This is a genomic window from Marinobacter lipolyticus, assembly GCF_018424605.1.
Classification (GTDB): domain Bacteria; phylum Pseudomonadota; class Gammaproteobacteria; order Pseudomonadales; family Oleiphilaceae; genus Marinobacter; species Marinobacter lipolyticus_B.
The window spans coordinates 106,725-124,163 of sequence record NZ_QTKT01000007.1; the positions used below are offsets into that span (position 1 = coordinate 106,725).

Annotated in this window: 17 protein-coding genes; 9 read left to right on the plus strand and 8 right to left on the minus strand. The window is 59.5% G+C overall.

Features of this window, described 5'->3' with window-relative positions; all coding sequences use genetic code 11:
• Positions 1 to 14 precede the first annotated feature (14 nt).
• From DYI22_RS11265 to DYI22_RS11280, 4 genes are all read right to left on the minus strand, one after another.
• Positions 15 to 1,361 carry an APC family permease gene (locus DYI22_RS11265; RefSeq protein WP_213478151.1) on the minus strand — a complete coding sequence of 449 codons (1,347 nt, stop codon included), beginning with the start codon at positions 1,359 to 1,361 and terminating at the stop codon, positions 15 to 17.
• Positions 1,362 to 1,473: 112 nt separating this feature from the next.
• Positions 1,474 to 2,217 carry a copper resistance protein B gene (locus DYI22_RS11270; protein WP_213478152.1) on the minus strand — a complete coding sequence of 248 codons (744 nt, stop codon included), beginning with the start codon at positions 2,215 to 2,217 and terminating at the stop codon, positions 1,474 to 1,476.
• The gene (locus tag DYI22_RS11275) at positions 2,214 to 3,929 is read right to left on the minus strand and encodes a copper resistance system multicopper oxidase (RefSeq protein ID WP_213478153.1); all 1,716 of its coding nucleotides are present in this window, start codon (positions 3,927 to 3,929) and stop codon (positions 2,214 to 2,216) included. The genes DYI22_RS11270 and DYI22_RS11275 overlap by 4 nt, the downstream gene beginning before the upstream one ends.
• Before the next feature lie 13 nt (positions 3,930 to 3,942).
• Positions 3,943 to 4,479 (minus strand): cupredoxin domain-containing protein, encoded by a 537-nt coding sequence (locus tag DYI22_RS11280; RefSeq protein ID WP_213478154.1) that lies wholly within the window; start codon positions 4,477 to 4,479, stop codon positions 3,943 to 3,945.
• A 158-nt stretch (positions 4,480 to 4,637) separates the two neighbouring features.
• Here DYI22_RS11280 and DYI22_RS11285 point away from each other — a divergent pair, with 158 nt between their 5' ends.
• The 4 genes from DYI22_RS11285 (at position 4,638) to DYI22_RS11300 (ending at position 7,839) form a co-directional block, all read left to right on the plus strand.
• Positions 4,638 to 5,303 carry a response regulator transcription factor gene (locus DYI22_RS11285; RefSeq protein WP_213478155.1) on the plus strand — a complete coding sequence of 222 codons (666 nt, stop codon included), beginning with the start codon at positions 4,638 to 4,640 and terminating at the stop codon, positions 5,301 to 5,303.
• Positions 5,290 to 6,639 carry an ATP-binding protein gene (locus DYI22_RS11290; protein WP_213478156.1) on the plus strand — a complete coding sequence of 450 codons (1,350 nt, stop codon included), beginning with the start codon at positions 5,290 to 5,292 and terminating at the stop codon, positions 6,637 to 6,639. The genes DYI22_RS11285 and DYI22_RS11290 overlap by 14 nt, the downstream gene beginning before the upstream one ends.
• Positions 6,640 to 6,645: 6 nt before the next feature.
• Positions 6,646 to 7,098 (plus strand): Cd(II)/Pb(II)-responsive transcriptional regulator, encoded by a 453-nt coding sequence (gene cadR / locus DYI22_RS11295; RefSeq protein WP_213478157.1) that lies wholly within the window; start codon positions 6,646 to 6,648, stop codon positions 7,096 to 7,098.
• A 78-nt stretch (positions 7,099 to 7,176) separates the two neighbouring features.
• Positions 7,177 to 7,839 (plus strand): cation diffusion facilitator family transporter, encoded by a 663-nt coding sequence (locus DYI22_RS11300; protein ID WP_213478158.1) that lies wholly within the window; start codon positions 7,177 to 7,179, stop codon positions 7,837 to 7,839.
• On the opposite strand, the gene DYI22_RS11305 is transcribed toward DYI22_RS11300, so the two are convergent.
• A complete protein-coding gene (locus DYI22_RS11305) occupies positions 7,805 to 8,725 on the minus strand; it encodes an AEC family transporter (protein ID WP_213478159.1) in 921 nt (306 codons plus the stop codon). The two genes, DYI22_RS11300 and DYI22_RS11305, sit on opposite strands and share 35 nt — an antisense overlap.
• Positions 8,726 to 8,894: 169 nt before the next feature.
• On the opposite strand from DYI22_RS11305, the gene DYI22_RS11310 reads away from it, so the two are divergent.
• Positions 8,895 to 9,602, plus strand: a complete 708-nt coding sequence (locus tag DYI22_RS11310; protein ID WP_213478160.1) for a Crp/Fnr family transcriptional regulator — start codon at positions 8,895 to 8,897, stop codon at positions 9,600 to 9,602.
• Between the two features lie 50 nt (positions 9,603 to 9,652).
• On the opposite strand, the gene wrbA is transcribed toward DYI22_RS11310, so the two are convergent.
• Complete coding sequence (wrbA, locus tag DYI22_RS11315) at positions 9,653 to 10,252, minus strand: NAD(P)H:quinone oxidoreductase (protein WP_213478161.1); 600 nt, start codon at positions 10,250 to 10,252, stop codon at positions 9,653 to 9,655.
• 206 nt (positions 10,253 to 10,458) lie between these two features.
• Here wrbA and trhA point away from each other — a divergent pair, with 206 nt between their 5' ends.
• The gene (gene trhA / locus DYI22_RS11320) at positions 10,459 to 11,130 is read left to right on the plus strand and encodes a PAQR family membrane homeostasis protein TrhA (RefSeq protein WP_213478162.1); all 672 of its coding nucleotides are present in this window, start codon (positions 10,459 to 10,461) and stop codon (positions 11,128 to 11,130) included.
• A gap of 24 nt (positions 11,131 to 11,154) precedes the next feature.
• On the opposite strand, the gene DYI22_RS11325 is transcribed toward trhA, so the two are convergent.
• Positions 11,155 to 12,507 (minus strand): hypothetical protein, encoded by a 1,353-nt coding sequence (locus DYI22_RS11325; protein ID WP_213478163.1) that lies wholly within the window; start codon positions 12,505 to 12,507, stop codon positions 11,155 to 11,157.
• A 347-nt stretch (positions 12,508 to 12,854) separates the two neighbouring features.
• On the opposite strand from DYI22_RS11325, the gene DYI22_RS11330 reads away from it, so the two are divergent.
• From DYI22_RS11330 to DYI22_RS11340, 3 genes are all read left to right on the plus strand, one after another.
• Positions 12,855 to 15,521, plus strand: a complete 2,667-nt coding sequence (locus DYI22_RS11330) for a nitrate/nitrite transporter (RefSeq protein WP_213478164.1) — start codon at positions 12,855 to 12,857, stop codon at positions 15,519 to 15,521.
• An 82-nt stretch (positions 15,522 to 15,603) separates the two neighbouring features.
• Positions 15,604 to 16,059, plus strand: coding sequence for an EVE domain-containing protein (locus tag DYI22_RS11335; RefSeq protein ID WP_213478165.1), 456 nt, complete (start codon positions 15,604 to 15,606; stop codon positions 16,057 to 16,059).
• A gap of 78 nt (positions 16,060 to 16,137) precedes the next feature.
• Positions 16,138 to 16,968: an ion transporter gene (locus tag DYI22_RS11340; protein ID WP_213478166.1), complete on the plus strand. Its 831-nt coding sequence runs from the start codon at positions 16,138 to 16,140 to the stop codon at positions 16,966 to 16,968.
• Between the two features lie 31 nt (positions 16,969 to 16,999).
• On the opposite strand, the gene DYI22_RS11345 is transcribed toward DYI22_RS11340, so the two are convergent.
• Positions 17,000 to 17,371 carry a SirB2 family protein gene (locus tag DYI22_RS11345; protein ID WP_213478167.1) on the minus strand — a complete coding sequence of 124 codons (372 nt, stop codon included), beginning with the start codon at positions 17,369 to 17,371 and terminating at the stop codon, positions 17,000 to 17,002.
• Between the last annotated feature and the right edge of the window lie 68 nt (positions 17,372 to 17,439).

Below are 17,439 nucleotides of genomic sequence, written 5' to 3' on the forward strand. Positions count from 1 at the left end.
ACGTCGAATACCGGTTAATGGTGATGATGGGCGTGAGAATCCCCACGGCCCAATTCCCGTGCCTGTTTCAGAAAAATCAGCTCTGCCACTGCAATAACGAGCATCGCTCCAACCGCTACGCCGATGACAAGAGGATCGGTATTCAGTTTGACCCAGACAAAACCGCCAAGGGCCAGCAAATCGAGCAGGATAGCCACGGTTGGCACCCAGACGTTGGCCTTGATGTCTTTGCGCAGATAACGCAGAACGCCCCAGTGAATGGCAATATCCATAATCAGATAGAACACGATACCCAGCGCAGCAATGCGGGAGAGATCGAAGAAGGCGGTCAGTGTCACCCCCAGCACCACGGTGTAGACCAGCGTGTGCTTCTGGATGCTGCCTGGCATGCCGAAGTGTTTGTGGGGGACCAGTTTCATTTCGGTGAGCATGGCCAGCATCCGCGATACCGCGAAAATACTGGCAAGAATGCCGCCCGCAGTGGCCATCATGGCAAGGGCAATTGTGAACCAGACGGCATATTCCCCCAGTGCCGGGCGCGCGGCAGCGGCGAGGGAGTAGTCCCGGGTTTCGATGATTTCGGCGAGCGACAGATTGCTGGCGACGGCAAAACCCACCAGGGTATAGATCACCACACAGGCAGCAATAGAAATAACAATAGCCCGCCCGACGTTTCGCTTGGGGTCTTTTACTTCAGAGCCGCTGTTGGTAATCGTGGTGAAACCTTTGAAAGCCAGTATCCCGAGTGCAGTTGCACCCAGAAAGTTGCCCATGGTTCCGGCTTCTCCCGGGCTGGAGAAATCCACCGAGATGCTGTCAGCGACCCAGATACCGACCAGTCCGAAAATCAGAATGCCACCGATCTTCAGAATGCCGATAAAGGAAGCCACACCCTGTACCATTCGGTTGCCCAGCAGGTTGACCAGAAACGCGGCAATGATCAGTGCCACACCGAGAATGGGCACCATGTGCCCGCTTTCGTCACCACCAAACAACTGCATGGTGTAGGAGCCGAAGGTCCTGGCCAGAAAACTCTGGGCGATCACCATGGAAAAATACATCAGCAAAGCATTAAACGCGGTTGGCAGTCGGTTACCGTATGCTTTGTGAAGGTACATACCGATGCCGCCCGCAGACGGCCAGGCATTGGAAATCTTAATATAGGAATAGGCGCTGAAGCTGGTAACCACCGCTGCGACAAGAAATGCCAGCGGGAATAGCGCACCGGTCATCTGCGCCATTTGCCCGGTCAGGGCAAAAATGCCAGCACCGATCATGACGCCGGTGCCCAGCATAACGGTTCCTGGCAGCGTGAGACTGCCCTCTTGATAGCGAGTTGCCCTGTCTTGCTCCCTGCTCATTGAGCCTCCCTTCAATGCTTTACAATAAAATTAATGGATCTCCATTACATCAAATCATAGACAAAAAGCGGGTCGCGGGAGCTACCCCGACCCGCTGCGAACCGCAATACAGTCAGAACATGACCCTGGCACCAACCACGGCAAACCAATCTTCGGTACTGCCGCCAGAATCTCTGGCCAAATCGGCGGTGTCGCTGAATTTGCGCTCATGCACCACACCGACGTAAGGCGAGAATGCACGGTCAAACAGGTCATAGCTCAGGCGCAAACCGACCTCGGTGGAATTCAGGCCCTTACCCACACCGATTTCCCGGTCTTCCGAAAAGGCCACCAGGCTTTCAAACGTGGCAGACACGATCCAATAGTTGGTGATCAGCAACTCGTACTCCGCCTCGAAATCCACCGACGCATCACCCTCATCGCTGACGTACAGGTTGGTGTCGATCTCGAACCAGTAAGGCGCCAGGCCGGTGAGCCCGAGCACACCATACACCCGGTCCTTTCCTTCCGGGGTATCCACGCGAATCCCCGCCTTGGCGTCCCAGAAATCGTCTACCGGCGTTTGGGCTACGAACTGGTTCTCCAGGGTTTCCCAGGCGTTGTGGGCTTCTTCCCACTCGCCCTCGAACAACCAGCGGAACTTGAGATCGTCGGTACCGTAGAAGGCATCGCCCTCAATCACTGCCAGTTCCTCATCGGAGTCGCTGTAGCGGTACTCCAGCTTTTCCGCCGACACGCCCCAGAAGGTTTTGGCGGTCTGGGTTTTCTTGGCCGGATCCTCCTGGGCAATCGCGGGCCCGGTCAGCACGGCCATTGCCAAGGACAGGCCGCACAGGGGTAGCGACAGACGCTTCATGATTCGCCTCCCTGTTGTCCGTTTTTCTTGCCGTCCGCCACCGTTCTGTCCGGACCGCCCTCAACCACGATCTTGCGAAACATGCCAGACGCGGCGTGGTACGACAGGTGGCAATGGAACGCCCACTCACCCGGCGCGTCCACTTCGGTTTCCATATATACCGTGGTGGCGGGTGCCACGCTGATCACATGCTTCAACGGGTTCCACTTGCCCTCACCCACGTCGAGAATCGACCACATACCGTGCAGGTGCATGGGGTGAGTCATCATGGTTTCGTTGACGAACTTGAAGCGAACCCGCTCACCGTATTGCAACACGATGGGGTCGGCGTCTTCGTACTTGATGCCGTTGATGCTCCATTCGTAGCGCTCCATGTTGCCGGTCAGCCGAAGCTCGATTTCGCGGGTTGGTTCGCGGTCTTCATACAGGGGCTTCTGAGCCTTCATATCGGCGTAGGAGAGAAACTTGCCACCGTTGCTGGCGGTAGGAATCAGGCCACTGCCCTTGGCATAGAACGGATCTTCCGGCAGGGAACTGTCACCGCCGTGATCCTTACCACCGTGGCCCATGGCACTGTGATCCATGCCGTTGTCCTTGCCCATGTCATCTTGGTTCATCTCGCCGTGATCCATGCCAGCCATGTCACCATGATCCATGCTGCCGTGATCCATGTGCCCGGCCATATCGGCCATGGTCAACAGCGGGGCCTCTCGCAGGTCAGGCACGTCAGCGGTCATGCCTTCCTCTGGAGCCAGGGTGCCGCGGGCGAAGCCGGAGCGCCCCATGGACTCGGCAAAAATGGTGTAGGCCTGCTCATCCTTGATGCGCACAATCACATCGTAGGTCTCCGCCACGCCAATCCGGAATTCATCCACGGTGACCGGCTGCACGTTATTGCCGTCGGCCTGCACCACGGTCATTTCCAGACCGGGAATGCGGATGTCGAAATAGGTCATGGCCGAGGAGTTGATGAAGCGCAGACGAAGGCGCTCACCCGGCTTGAACAGCCCCGTCCAGTTCTGTTCCGGCCCCTTGCCGTTGATCAGGCCGGTGAAGCCCTGCACGTCTTCGATATCCGCCTTCATCATGCGCATATCACCCCACATCATCCGGTCCATCAGCGTGGCCATGAAGCCCTTTTCACCGGACTCTTCGACGAAATCCCCCACGGTCTGCTGCTGACGGTTGTAGTAGTCCGCCGACATTTTCAGGTTGCGCATGATGCGGTCGCCGGAGTGCGGATGCTTATCGGTCAGCTGCACCACGTACTCCCGGTCGTAACGGAAGGGTTCACGGCCCTCCGGCTCGATCACAATCGCGCCGTAGGCACCGTTCGGCTCCTGGAAGCCGGAGTGGCTGTGGAACCAGTAGGTGCCGGCCTGCACAATCGGGAACTTGTAGGTGAAGGTTTCGCCGGGCTTGATACCCGGGAAACTGATACCGGGCACGCCATCCTGCTCAAACGGCAGAATCAGGCCGTGCCAGTGGATGGATGTCATTTCATCCAGATTGTTGGTGACATTGATGGTCACCTCCTCGCCTTCCTTGAACCGCAACACCGGCCCCGGAGACGCCCCGTTGTAGCCAATGCCTTCCTTGACGAAATCACCGGTGTCTATCTCGACCCGGTCAACGGAAATATCGTATTCGCCGGCGTTGGCCGCCATGGTGGCAAAACCCGCCAGCACCGCTATCAACAATGATTTCTTCATGGAGAACACCCGTTTATTCAACATCAAGATCGCCGACCATGCCTGCCTGGTAGTGGCCCGGCACGTTGCAGGCAAACTCAAGACTGGAGGCTTCACTGAAGGTCCAGATGATCTCCTTGCTCTCACCGGGCTCCATCAGCACGCTGTTGGGGTCGTCGTGTTTCATGGAATGGCCGTCGCCCATGTCCATTTCCATCATCTCGTGATCAATACGATCCCCTTTGATCACACCATGCTCTACCATCATCTGCATTTCGTCCTGATGGGCCTCGTGCATGTCTGCGGTGCCGATGTTGAATTCGTGCACCAGGGCCCCCTCGTTCTTCACGCGGAAGCGAACGGTTTCACCCGCTTTCACTGAGATGGATTCCGGCTCGTAATAGTTGTCCCGCATAGTCACTTCAATGGTGCGGGACACGTTCTCGGCCGTGCCGGGTTCGCCGACTGCACCACCACCGTGGTGGCCACCGTGTTCGCCGGCAGCGTGAACGCCGGAGGAAAACGCCAGAGCGAAGGCCGGCAGCAGCGCCTGTTTAAGAGTCGGATTCATCGGTATCTCCCTGGGGTTTTAAGCAAAGGGTTTTGAGTAATGGCCAATACTCTGCCCCAGCAACCTGAATCCTTGCTGAATTTTCCGGTGCACCGGTTTTCAGGTTACATTCAGCCAATGGCTCTACACTCAGGCAACTTCACGACGCGGGAACCTTCATGCGATTGCTTCTGGTGGAAGACGACACTCTGATTGCCGACAGCCTGAACCGCCAGCTGACGGCCGCTGGCTTCACGGTGGATCAGGCACCAACAGCGAAACAGGCAGAACAGCTGGGCAAACAGGAAGACTACCGTGCGGTGGTACTGGACCTGGGGCTGCCTGATGGCAACGGCCTGAGCGTGCTCAAGAACTGGCGCGCCGACAAGCTGGCCATGCCGGTGCTGATTCTGACCGCGCGGGGCGACTGGCAGGACAAGGTCAACGGCCTCAAGGCCGGCGCCGATGATTACCTGGCAAAACCCTTCCAGACCGAAGAGCTGCTGGCGCGGCTGAACGCCCTGATTCGCCGCAGCGAAGGCCGGGTAGAGGCCAAACTGGCCGCCGGTGGTTTCGAGCTGGATGAGTACCGACAGTGCCTGCAGACCCCGGACGGCCAGGAACATTCTCTCACCGGCACCGAGTTCCGCCTGCTGCGCTGCCTGATGAGCCGCCCCGGCCAACTGTTCTCCAAGGAGCAACTGCTGGAGCAGCTGTACAACCTGAACGACAGTCCCAGTGACAACACCATCGAGGCCTACGTGCGGCGGCTGCGGAAAATCACCGGCACCGACGTCATCACCACCCGCCGCGGCCAGGGGTATATTTTCAATGCCATGGATTAATCCCCGCGGCTCCATCCGCAAAAGCCTGCTCACGCTGCTATTGCCGGCCGCCATTGCGCTGATGGTTGCCGCCTGGATTGTTCACGGCCTGCTGCTGGAACGCATGGCCCGGGGATTTGTGGAAGACCGGCTGCAGGACGAGGTCGCATTTCTGGAGCACCAGTTACGTCAGTCCGGTTCTGACGAGATTCGTAATATCTCCGCCGGTGATTATTTTGAAGAGGTCTTCCATCACGCCTTTGCGATACGAGTCGGGGAACAGGTTCACAGCTCGCCCGAGCTTTGGGCGCCGGCATTACAACCACTGCTGGCTGAGGCGCGTAGCGGGTTCGTTCGCCAGACCCACACCGAGGCCAGCGCCGCGATCACGGATTTCCTGGCGTACCGAAAGGCCCTGAACCTGGAGGGGGAACCCGTAGTCATTGTGGTAGCAGAGGATCTGACGACCCTACAGCACAGTCAGCAGGAGCTGCATATCTGGACCGCCGTCGTCTCCGGTATATTGTTAATATTGCTGTTGCTGGCGATCTGGCAGGCCATCCGACTCTCCCTGCGTTCTGTCGCCCAGCTCCAACAGGGCCTGAAATCTCTGCAAACCGGTGACCGCCATCGACTCAATATGGACGCGCCGGCGGAGTTCCAGCCACTGATCCGCCAGCTCAATCTACTTATGGATACGTTGGATCAAAGGCTGACGCGATCCCGCGATGCGCTCGCGAACCTATCTCACAGCGTAAAGACCCCGGTGTCGGCCGTACGTCAGGTTCTGGAAGACGACACCCGCGCCCTGGACCCGGAAATGCGGCAGCACCTTGCCCAACGGCTGTCCGACATCGACCACCAGCTTGAGAGCGAGATGCGCCGCGGCCGTTTCGCCGGACCGCAGGCGGGCAAGGCGGCACAACCCGTCAGTCAGGCGCGAGACCTGCTGTGGATGATGGGACGACTGTATACTGATAAAAACTTTGAACTGGAAAGCACCCTGGGCCCGGACACTCGATGGCCAATTGAAGAGCATGACCTGAACGAGATCCTCGGCAACCTCCTGGACAACGCAGGCAAATGGGCCGCACGAAGTTCAGTGCTCACTCTGGAAGACAGCGGGAACCAACTGATGATCACGGTGGAAGACGACGGTCCGGGCGTCGATCCCAAGGAACTCCCATCCCTGGGCACCCGGGGTGTAAGGCTGGACGAACAGACACCCGGACACGGCTTGAGCCTGGCCATCGCCAGGGAAATCACAGAACGTTACGATGGGCGCCTGCGGTTCAGCAATCGCGCAACTGGCGGGTTAAGTGTTTGCGCCACCATGCCCAGAGAACGCCACGGGTAATCGACCATGAAAATCGGAGAAATCTCGAAAGCGACCGGAATTCCGGTGGAATCCATCCGTTACTACGAGAAAATCGGCCTGCTACCGGAGCCGGCGCGGCTGGACAGCGGCTACCGCGACTACCGCCAGAGCCACCTCGACCGGCTGCTGTTCATCCGGCGCTGTCGCAACCTCGACATGGCGCAGGATGAAATCCGCGAGCTGATCCGCTTTGCTGACCAGCCCGACGCCGATTGCAGCCAGGTGGATGCGCTGTTGGCACGCCACCTGAACCATGTACGAGAGCGCCTGCGGGAGCTGGCGAGCCTGGAGGAAACGCTGGAGCAGTTGCAGCAAGCCTGTTCGCAGGGCCGCACGGTCAGTGAGTGCGGCATCCTGGGCGGATTGACCGCCGAGTCCGGTGAGCAGTCTCCCGCTGACCATCACAACCACGTGCCGGGCACCCACGGAACCCGCTGAAGATTTCTGCTATCCGTGGTTGACTCTGTAGCAGCTACAGGGTTTTCAATGAGTACAATCTGATAACAGGAGGTATTCATGGCTTGTAGCTGCTCAGCTCCCGAACCCAAATCCCCCGCCCCGGGCTTTCGCAAAGCCCTGTGGGTCGCATTGTGGGTTAACCTGATCATGTTCCTGGTGGAGGGTGTTGCCAGCCTTCAGTCCGGATCGGTGTCGCTGATGGCCGATGCCATCGACTTCTTCGGCGACAGTGCCAACTATCTGCTTTCACTGTCTGTGCTGTCCATGGGTATGCTGTGGCGGGGCCGCGCGGCACTGGTGAAAGGCATGACCATGACCGTATTCGGCGTCGCCGTTCTGGGCCGCGCCGTGTGGGTGGCCCAGAGTGGCATCACACCGGAACCCCTGACCATGGGCGCCGTAGGCCTGCTGGCCCTGGCCGCCAATATGGCGGTTGCCATTCTGCTGTTCCGATTCCGCGAGGGCGATTCCGACATGCGTTCGGTGTGGCTGTGCAGCCGCAATGACGCCATCGGCAATGTGGCGGTGATGGTGGCCGCGCTGGGCGTATTCGGCACCGGTACCGCCTGGCCGGATCTGGCGGTGGCCGCGGTGATGGGTGGCCTGGCGATCACCTCGGGCATCAGTGTGGTGCGCCACGCCCGCAGCGACATCCGGGAAGCCCGCGGCGCTCAGGCTTCGGGCTTTACGGGAGAACCAGCGCCACCATCACCGGAATGAACGCCAGCGCGAACAGGGTACTGAGCAGCGCGGTGCCCGCTGCCTGCCTTGGTGCGGTATCCAGCAGCGTGGCGATTACCACGGTGTTGGCGGCAATCGGGGTGATGGAAATGAGGAAGATGGCCTGGTAGACCGCCAGGTCATAGATGCCGAACAGGTTAGCGTCCAGCCACCAGAACAGCAGGGCCACCACCGGCCAGGTCACGAACTTGCCGAGGAACGCCAGGCCGGTGAACCGCAGGTTGCCGGCCAGGCCGCGGAAACTGAGGATGCCCATGCCGATGATCATCATGCCGAGAATGCTGTAGGCGCCCCGCAGGTTATCGAACAGCGGGGTAAACACCTCTGGTATGGACAGGCCGGAAAGATTCAGCACCACCGCCAGCATGAACGCGTAAACCGACGGCAGGCGCGCCACCCGCACCAGGGAATCCTTCAAGCTGTAGCGCCCTCTGGCCGCCAGGTAAAACCCCACTGAATTCTCGAACAGGGTGGTGCCGAGCATGCACACAATGTACAGGGCCAGGCCCTCCTGCCCGAACAGCAACAGCGCCACCGGGATACCGAAGTAACCGGTATTGCCGGTGCCCACGGAGAGCGGCATCAGGCTGGCGCTGCCGTCGCGGATAAAGCGGCGGGCCAGCCAGTGGTGCGCCACGCCAATGACCGAGCACAGGCCGAAGGTGAGCAGCGGCAACAGGATGACTTCCGGAGACAGGGGCGCCGCCATTACTCCCGAGAACACCACCGACGGGGTCATGATGTACAGCATGATGCCGGCGATATGCTTACCGCTGGCTTCCAGGTAACGGCCGGAAAGCCAGCCCAGGATCACGGTGACATACAGGGGAAGCAGTTTGTAGAAAAGGGCCAGCGCGGCTGCCATGGCTACTCCGATCAGGGCGGTGTCAGAATCCGGGCGGGCAGTCTATCATCACCGGGGGAGCCGCGCTTTTATTGACCCGGCCAATAACGCTTAATGATTCAAGTCATTTAACATGTTTTTGACTTACTGGAATACTGTCCTTTTCTGAACAGAAGCGAGTTCACGTGCGATGAAACTCCCTACCGGATCCTCTCTGTCGTCCGCCCCCTGCTACCTGGGCAAGCGTAACCCGGACATCATTGAAACCCCCTCCGCCCCGGCGCGGCAGGCACTGATCAATGGCTTGAGCCGGGTATTCGGCATCCATCTGAACGACGAAGCCAGCACCCCGGACCAACGTTTTCTGCGAGAACTGTCGCAGCTGTTCCAGCAACAGCGCGTAGAAGCAGAACACAAGCTGGAACGCCACGACCAGCCCTGGGGCCACGTGTATCTTATTCAGTACGGCATCCTGCGCCTGTTCCGGGAAGCTCCAAACGGCCAAACCGCCATTCACCATTTTTTCGCCGAAGGCGACATGGTCTGGCCGGTCTTCGGCCGCAGCCGCACGGCGCGAAATACCCTGTGCCTGACTTCAGTGACACCGGCAACGCTCTGGGTCGCTGACTTTTCCGCCTTCCGCTCCGCGTTGCAGGCCCAGGGAGACGGCGCCTGGTCCGGGTTTGCACTGGCGCTGACGGAAGAACTGGCGGAACTCACCAGCATGCGGGAATTTCGCAAACAGACGATGTCCGCGCGGGAGCGCTATCTGTTGCTGCTGGATGAGTATCCCGAGCTGATCAAGCGGGTTCCTGATAATCAGCTGGCGTCGTGGCTGGGCGTGGTGCCCGCCACCTTTTCACGGATCAAGAGTGCATTGAAAGCGGGTCAGAAATAAAAAAAGGGCAGGCCTGAACGGCCTGCCCTTGCTGCATCGCGCCAAGCGGATCAGCCGTGCAGTTTCACTGCCAGCTCGGCCACATGCTTGCCCTGATAGCGAGCGATGTTCAGCTCCTTCTCGCTGGGCTGACGTGAGCCGTCTCCGCCGGCAATGGTGGAAGCGCCATAGGGCGTGCCGCCGTTCATTTCAGAGATATCAAAGAAGTCCGGAATACCGTAGCCCAGCGGCACGATGACCATGCCGTGATGTGCCAGGGTGGTCCAGAACGAACTGATGGTGTGCTCCTGTCCACCGCCGGTGCCGGTGGAGGTGAACACGCTGGCTACCTTGCCGTGGAGTTTGCCTTCAGCCCACAGGCCGCCGGTCTGATCCAGGAAGGTGCGCATCTGCCCCGCCATGTTGCCGAAGCGGGTTGGCGTGCCGAAAATGATCGCATCGTAGTCGGCCAGCTCTTTCGGATCGGCTACCGGCGCTGACTGGTCGGCCTTGCCACCGGCATTGAGAAACGCCTGATCCGCCATGGTTTCCGGCACACGTTTTACCGTCACCTCCGCCCCGGACACCGATTTAGCGCCTGCGGCGATGGTGTCCGCCATGGTTTCGATGTGGCCGTACATTGAATAATACAGAACAAGAACTTTAGCCATGACCTGAGACCTCCTGCGTCTTCAGTAAGTGATGCAGGCAGGTTACCGCGGCCCTTGCGCCACGAAAACCGGAAGATTTCCGCAGGGATGTTCAGTTTTTTCGAACAATTTCACAGAACCGTCATCCGACAGCCGTTGTGTACAGGTGTACGCTCAAGTACCTTAGAGCTCATTACACACAGGAATTCCATCGGAACCCCATCGCAATGAGCAACCCCGACACTGCCGCCCCGAATATTCACCATCGGATTGAAGAGTGGCTCAACAGTGCAACTCACGGGCTGGGTGCCGTACTTAGCGTGATCGGCACCGTGGCGCTGATCGTTGCCGCCAGCCAGCTTGGTGATGTCTGGAAAATCGTCAGCTTCAGCATCTTCGGCGCGTCACTGATCCTGCTCTACCTGGCGTCGGCGCTGTATCACGGCGCTCGTCATCCGGAGCTCCGCGCACTGTTTAAAACCCTAGATCACTGCGCCATTTTTTTGCTGATCGCCGGAACCTACACCCCTTTCCTGCTGGTCAACATGCGCGGCACCACCGGCTGGACGCTGTTCGCCGTCATCTGGTCACTGGCCATTACCGGCGTGGTGCTCAAGGTAATCTTCAGGAACCGTTTCAAGCTGGCGCGGGTCGGCATATACCTCGCCATGGGCTGGCTGATCACCTTTGCCTCGTCGGACCTTGTCGCCAGCCTGAGTGAGACCGCACTCCACCTGACTATCGCCGGCGGCGTGGTCTACACCGCGGGGGTCATCTTCTACCTGGCCGACCGCATCCCGTACATGCATGCCATCTGGCACCTGTTCGTGATTGGCGGCAGCGCCCTGCACTTCAGCGCGATTTATTACGGGGTATTGCCCCACGCAGCTCCGGTCTGAAATAGCCGCGCAGGGCCTCCCTGATCACTCGTCGTGGGGAATCGGGTCCGGGCTGCGATCCCAACCCACCAGCGCCAGTGTCGCCACCACTCCCAGAAGCAGGCCCTGCCAGGGTTCGAAGAAGGCCAGGGCCGCGCCAATCAGCACCACGGTCCCCCGCGACGCGTTATCCCGGGGGATGGACATGGCGATGTAGGCACAGGCGAAACCGGTCAGCACCAGGGTCAACGACAGCGCCACCCCCAGCAGGGGTTTTAGCCCCGTCAGCAGCGGCAACAGGAAATAGATAAAGGGCAACCCCATCAGGTAGTAAGACGCCAGACCACTGTGCAGACTGCCGACGGCATTGGGGCCCTGCTTCCAGCGCTGAACCACAATCACATGCACCCCGGTCCAGACCGCCCCCTGGGTGGGGAAGAACGGCGCGAAGATGCCCATGATGGCGTTGCGGATCGACAGCGAGAAATGGGTACGATTGAGGTTGATATCAATGTGCTCGTCCTTGCGCGCCTTCAGGCCATCACGCAGCACCTCATTACCGGTGACCAGGTCACCGAACAGGATGATGTAGGCGATCAGCGCCAGTGGAATGCTTTGCAGAAACATCTCCTGGGAAGGCCAGCCGATCATCAATGGCGATGCCTTTGCCAGCGCCTCGCCCAACGGCGGCACCAGAATCCCCCACTGGATATCGAAATTGACCTCGCCCACCAGCGGGCCGACGATGGCCGCGGCCAGAAACCCCGGCAACAATCCGAGCGCGCCCAGCAGGAAGAAGAAGCGGTTGCGCTCCTTGAGCCTCTGCATCGGGACGGAGAAGGTGAAGATCAGACAAATGGCACAGGCAAGCCCGGTCGCGATGGGCTGCTCCAGCAGAAAGCGCTCGGCATCGTCGACGAACACCCGCTTGAGGGCGGCAATGGCAGCCCCCAGAATGATGCCGGCCTTGAGGGTATCCGGCAGCCAGATCACAAATCGTCGCCCCAGCCCGGTGATACCGAGCACCAGCACCAGGCTGGCAAACACCAGACTCAACGCGGTCATCGCCTGAAAGCGACTCGCCGGGTCTTCGTAGCCACCGATCACGAAGGCCAGAATCAGTGGCAACGCGGGTGTAATCCACCCGGCGGCGTAGGGTTCGCCGAACACAATCACCGCCGAGGCGATCAGGCTGGCGTGGATGAATGATAGCGCCACGGCTTCTTCAAAGCTCAGGCCAAAGAACGCGGTCATCACCGGAATCAGTGCCAGGCCGGTGGCGGCAGAGACAAACAGCCCCTGCAGGAATTCCGGCCAGCACAGCCGCGTGTGGTAAAACGGAAGACGGAAGGTAAACGGACCCCACCGCCAGCCTGCTAGTTCTGGTCTGTCTGCCATGCCGGGTACTCGCTTGTTGGTTTTGTTATTGGTGACTTGATTATGGAAAGGGGGCACCCATTGCGCGAATGAATCTTTCTGATCAGGCCGAATAAGCAGGATTTATTGAGCGCCCGTCGCGGGAGCTACCTCCAATGCCCCCAACGTTCGCAGCCACCTACCTCCTATTGATTACAACCTATAAGAGACTGTTTTAAATAGCTTTTATTTAGCTCAACGGTGGAAAAGAAGGCCGACGGTGATCGCCTTCCGATGGGAAGCAGGGTTTTTGATTATTCTCAATTTTCGCCGCGCACACGGCGACTACAGTCACTCCATATCCCAATATCCATGATATGGAGAGCATTATGGACACACCCACCATCGCCACCCGCGGGGAACAAAACCGGGCCCTGGGGCTGTCGACCCTGGCGTTCACCCTGTGCTTTGCCGTGTGGACGATTTTTTCCATCATTGGCATCCGGCTAAAGCAGGAATTCGGGCTCAGCGATACCCAGCTCGGCCTGCTGATGGCCACCCCCATCCTCACCGGCTCCATCAGCCGGCTGTTCCTCGGCATCTGGACCGATCGCTTTGGCGGCCGCCTGGTGTTCAGCGTGCTGATGCTGGTGACCGCCGCCTGTGTCTACGCGCTCACCCTGGCCAACAGCTACAACATGCTGCTCGCTGGCGCGCTTGGCGTTGGCCTTGCGGGCGGTGCGTTCATTGTCGGCGTCACCTACACCTCGGCATGGTTTGAGCCCGGCAAGCAAGGTACGGCCCTGGGTATTTTCGGCGCCGGCAACGTGGGCGCGGCCGTCACCAATTTCGGTGCGCCTTTCCTGCTGGTAGCGTTCGGCTGGGAACAGACCGCCCAGATCTACGCCACCATTCTGGCCATCATGGGCATTCTCTTTCCGCTGATTGCCAAAGAGGACCCACTTGCGTCCCAGCGGGCCGCCCGTCGTTCCCAGTCGTTTTTCCAGCAGCTCAGCCCGCTGGCCGACCTGCGGGTATGGCGCTTCTCGTTGTACTACTTCTTCGTGTTCGGGGCCTTCGTCGCCCTCGCGCTGTGGCTGCCCCACTACCTGATCGAAGTGTACGGCCTGGACATCAAGACCGCCGGCATCGTGGCCGCGCTCTACACCATTCCGGCATCACTGTTCCGCATACTGGGGGGCTGGATGTCTGACCGTTATGGCGCGCGACGGGTCATGTACTGGACGTTTATTGCCTCTACCGTCTGCACCTTCCTGCTCAGCTACCCGCCCACGGAATACCGGATCCAGGGCATCGACAGCACCATCAGCTTCAGCCTTGAGCTGAACCTGATCGGCTTTATCCTGCTGACGTTCGTGCTCGGCTTTTTCATGTCGCTGGGCAAGGCCGCGGTGTTCAAACACATACCGGCCTATTACCCGAACAGCGTCGGCGCCGTGGGCGGCGTGGTCGGCATGATCGGCGGGCTCGGTGGTTTCCTGCTGCCGCTGACCTTCGGCATGCTCAATGACGTTATTGGCATCTGGCAAAGCAGCTTCATGCTGCTGTTTGTGATCGTTGGCTGTGCCCTGGCCTGGATGCATTACGCCATCCGCAGTGCAGAGCGGGTTGAATGGAGTGCACAGGAAGAAAAGACCGACCTGCCCGAACTGTCCACCCCCAGCGCTTTTGTGCTGGAGGAATGGAAGCCGGAAGATAAGACCTTCTGGGAAACCAAGGGCAAAAAAATCGCCACACGCAACCTGTGGATTTCCATTCCCAACCTGTTCCTGGCCTTCGCCGTGTGGACCATCTGGAGCATCCTGGTCGTCAAGATGCCCAGCCTGGGCTTCACCTACAGTTCCAACCAGCTGTTCTGGCTGGCTGCGCTGCCGGCGCTGTCCGGCGCCACTCTGCGGATCTTTTACAGCTTCATGGTGCCCATTTTCGGCGGGCGACGCTGGACGGCCATTTCCACCGCCTCGCTGCTGGTGCCCTGCCTGTGGATCGGCGTCGCGGTGCAGGATACCGACACACCCTATCTGATCATGCTGATCCTCGCCCTGCTGTGCGGTTTCGGCGGCGGCAACTTCGCCTCCAGCATGGCCAATATCAGCTTTTTCTTCCCCCAGGCACAAAAAGGCGGTGCTATGGGCCTCAATGCCGGCCTCGGCAACCTTGGGGTATCCGGCATGCAGTTGCTGGCGCCGCTGATCATCGCCACCAACGCATTTGGACCGATGGTGGGTGACCCGCTGATCATTCAGGACGGCACCCGTGCGGGGGAACCCCTGTGGCTCCAGAACGCCGCGTTTCTGTGGGTACCGCTGATTGTTATTGCCGCGGTGGCAGCCTGGTTCGGCATGAACGACATCGCCGATGCCAAAGCCAGCTTCCGCGAACAGGCAGTGATCTTCCGGCGCAGGGACAACTGGCTGATGTGCTGGCTGTATCTGGGCATGTTCGGCAGTTTCATCGGATTTGCCGCCGGCTTCCCGCTCCTTTCAGGCATGCAATTTCCGAACGTGGATCCGGTCAAGTACGCTTTCCTGGGCCCCCTGGTCGGCGCTCTGGCACGGCCAGTGGGAGGAATGCTGGCGGACAAGCTCGGCGGCGCGAAAGTCACGCTCTGGACCTTTGCGGTAATGATTGCCGGCGTGTTCGGCGTCATGTCGTTCCTGCCGGGCAAGGTCAGTGACGGCAACTTCTGGGGCTTCTTCGGCTGCTTCCTGCTACTGTTTGTCGCCACCGGCATTGGCAACGGCTCCACCTTCCGCATGGTACCGGTGATTTTCCGCAACCTGCTGATGAGCGAACTGCCGGGCCGTCCCGAGGACGCCGGCAAAGCCGCCAATCGCGAGTCCGCTGCGGTCCTGGGCTTTATTTCCGCCTTTGCCGCCTACGGAGGCTTCTTCATTCCCAAGGCTTATGGCACGTCCATCGACCTGACCGGCGGCGTCTTCGCGGCACTGCTCGCCTTCGTGGCCTTCTACGCCAGCTGTCTGGTGGTGACCTGGTGGTATTACGCCAGAAAGAACGCCCCCTCGCCCTGTTGAGCGCCCACCGACGACTCCCTCGCTGCCTGTCGGGGGAGTCGGTCTCGGGTATAATGCACCACCTCAACAGAAGGAGAGCCTGATGACCCGCTGGCTGGTAAAAACCGAACCGTCCGAATGCAGCATTGCTGACTTTGCGGCTGCCGACAACCAGACCATTCCCTGGGACGGCGTGCGCAATTACCAGGCCCGCAACTTCCTGGCACAGATGCAGGAGGGCGACGAGGTGCTGGTCTACCACTCCAGCTGCAAACGCATTGGTATTGCCGGCATTGTCCGGGTGGTTCGCTCGGCCTACCCGGACCCATCGCAGTTTGATCCGGATTCCCCCTATCACGACTCGAAAAGCACGCCCGAGAAGCCTCGCTGGCAGGCGGTCGATCTGGCCTATGTGCGCACGCTGCCGCACCTGCTGCCGCTGGACACGATCAAAGCCATGCCGGGGCTGGACGGATTTCCGCTGATCCGGCGAGGCAACCGGCTGTCAGTCATGCCGGTCACCGACGAGCAATGGCACATTCTGCTGGCCAACGCCTGAGTAAAATCCAGACTACCCAATCCCCGCCCAGCCCTTTAGAATTCCGCACCTGCGAATTATCTGGAGCCGTTGTTTGCCATGTCATCCGAATTAAGCCCTGCCTCCGGTTTCGAGCAACTGCGCCGCATTGAATCCAGCAAGATTTTTCAGGGCGTGGTTATTGCCATCATTATCCTGTCAGCGCTGACCATCGGCGCCAAGACCTACGATGTGCCGCCGCTGGTCGAGCAGAGCCTCAGCGTTCTTGATAACGCCATCACCCTGTTCTTCCTGATCGAGATCCTGTTCCGCTTCGGTGTGTGCAATGACAAGAAGCGCTTTCTGTTCGACGGCTGGAACCTGTTCGACACCCTGGTGGTGATCGGCAGCCTGATCCCGCTGGACAACTCCGAAGCGGTGCTGCTGGGACGCCTGCTGAGAGTATTCCGCGTGTTGCGCCTGGTGTCGGTGGTGCCGGAGCTGCGCTTCCTGATCAACTCCCTGCTCAAGGCCATCCCGCGCATGGGCTACATTGCGCTGCTGATGTTCATCATCTTCTACATCTACGCCGCCATGGGCTCGATGTTCTTCGCCAAGGTTGATGAGGAACTGTGGGGTGACGTCGCCATTGCCATGCTGACCCTGTTCCGGGTCGCCACCTTCGAAGACTGGACCGACGTCATGTACGCCACCATGGACGTCTACCCACTGAGCTGGATTTTCTACCTGACCTTCATCTTCCTCACCGCGTTCGTATTCCTCAACATGATGATTGGCGCCATTCTTGAGGTGATGAGCGAGGAGCAGAACGCCCAGCAGGCGCAGAAGGCCCATGATGAGCGGGATGAGATTGCCCGCCAGCTCAGGGGTGTGCAGGAACAGCTGCAGGCGTTGACGAAGCAGGTATCGGAACGTTCCGGGGACCGCTAGGCCCCCGAAGCGCCTGGCTCAGGACTGAAACTCAGAACGGCTTGGTCATCGCCAGATGGAAAATCGCCATCACCTGGACCAGTGCCAGCACCGTTGCCACCAATCGCACCGGCAGGCTTTTGGTCTGCTTCAGCGCAAACACCCCCGCCACGATGTAACCGATCAGCAGGAAAACCTTGGCGGTCAGCCAGCCGTGCACAAACGGCATCCAGGGCGTTACGAACAGCAGGCTGATGGCCGCCGCCAGCAGTACCGTGTCATTGGCGTGGGGAATCCAGCGTAGCGGTGTTTGCCGCCAGTCAGGTTTGCCAACCGCATCCAGTAACAGACGCAGGGCAAGAAGTACCACCGTCAGGTAGGCGGTGGTCATGTGCAGGTGCTTGAGAATCAGGTACGCGCTCATAGGTCATTCCATTGTTAATCAAAACGATAGCCGCATTGTACGCAAAGATACCGCTTACTGGGTATGTT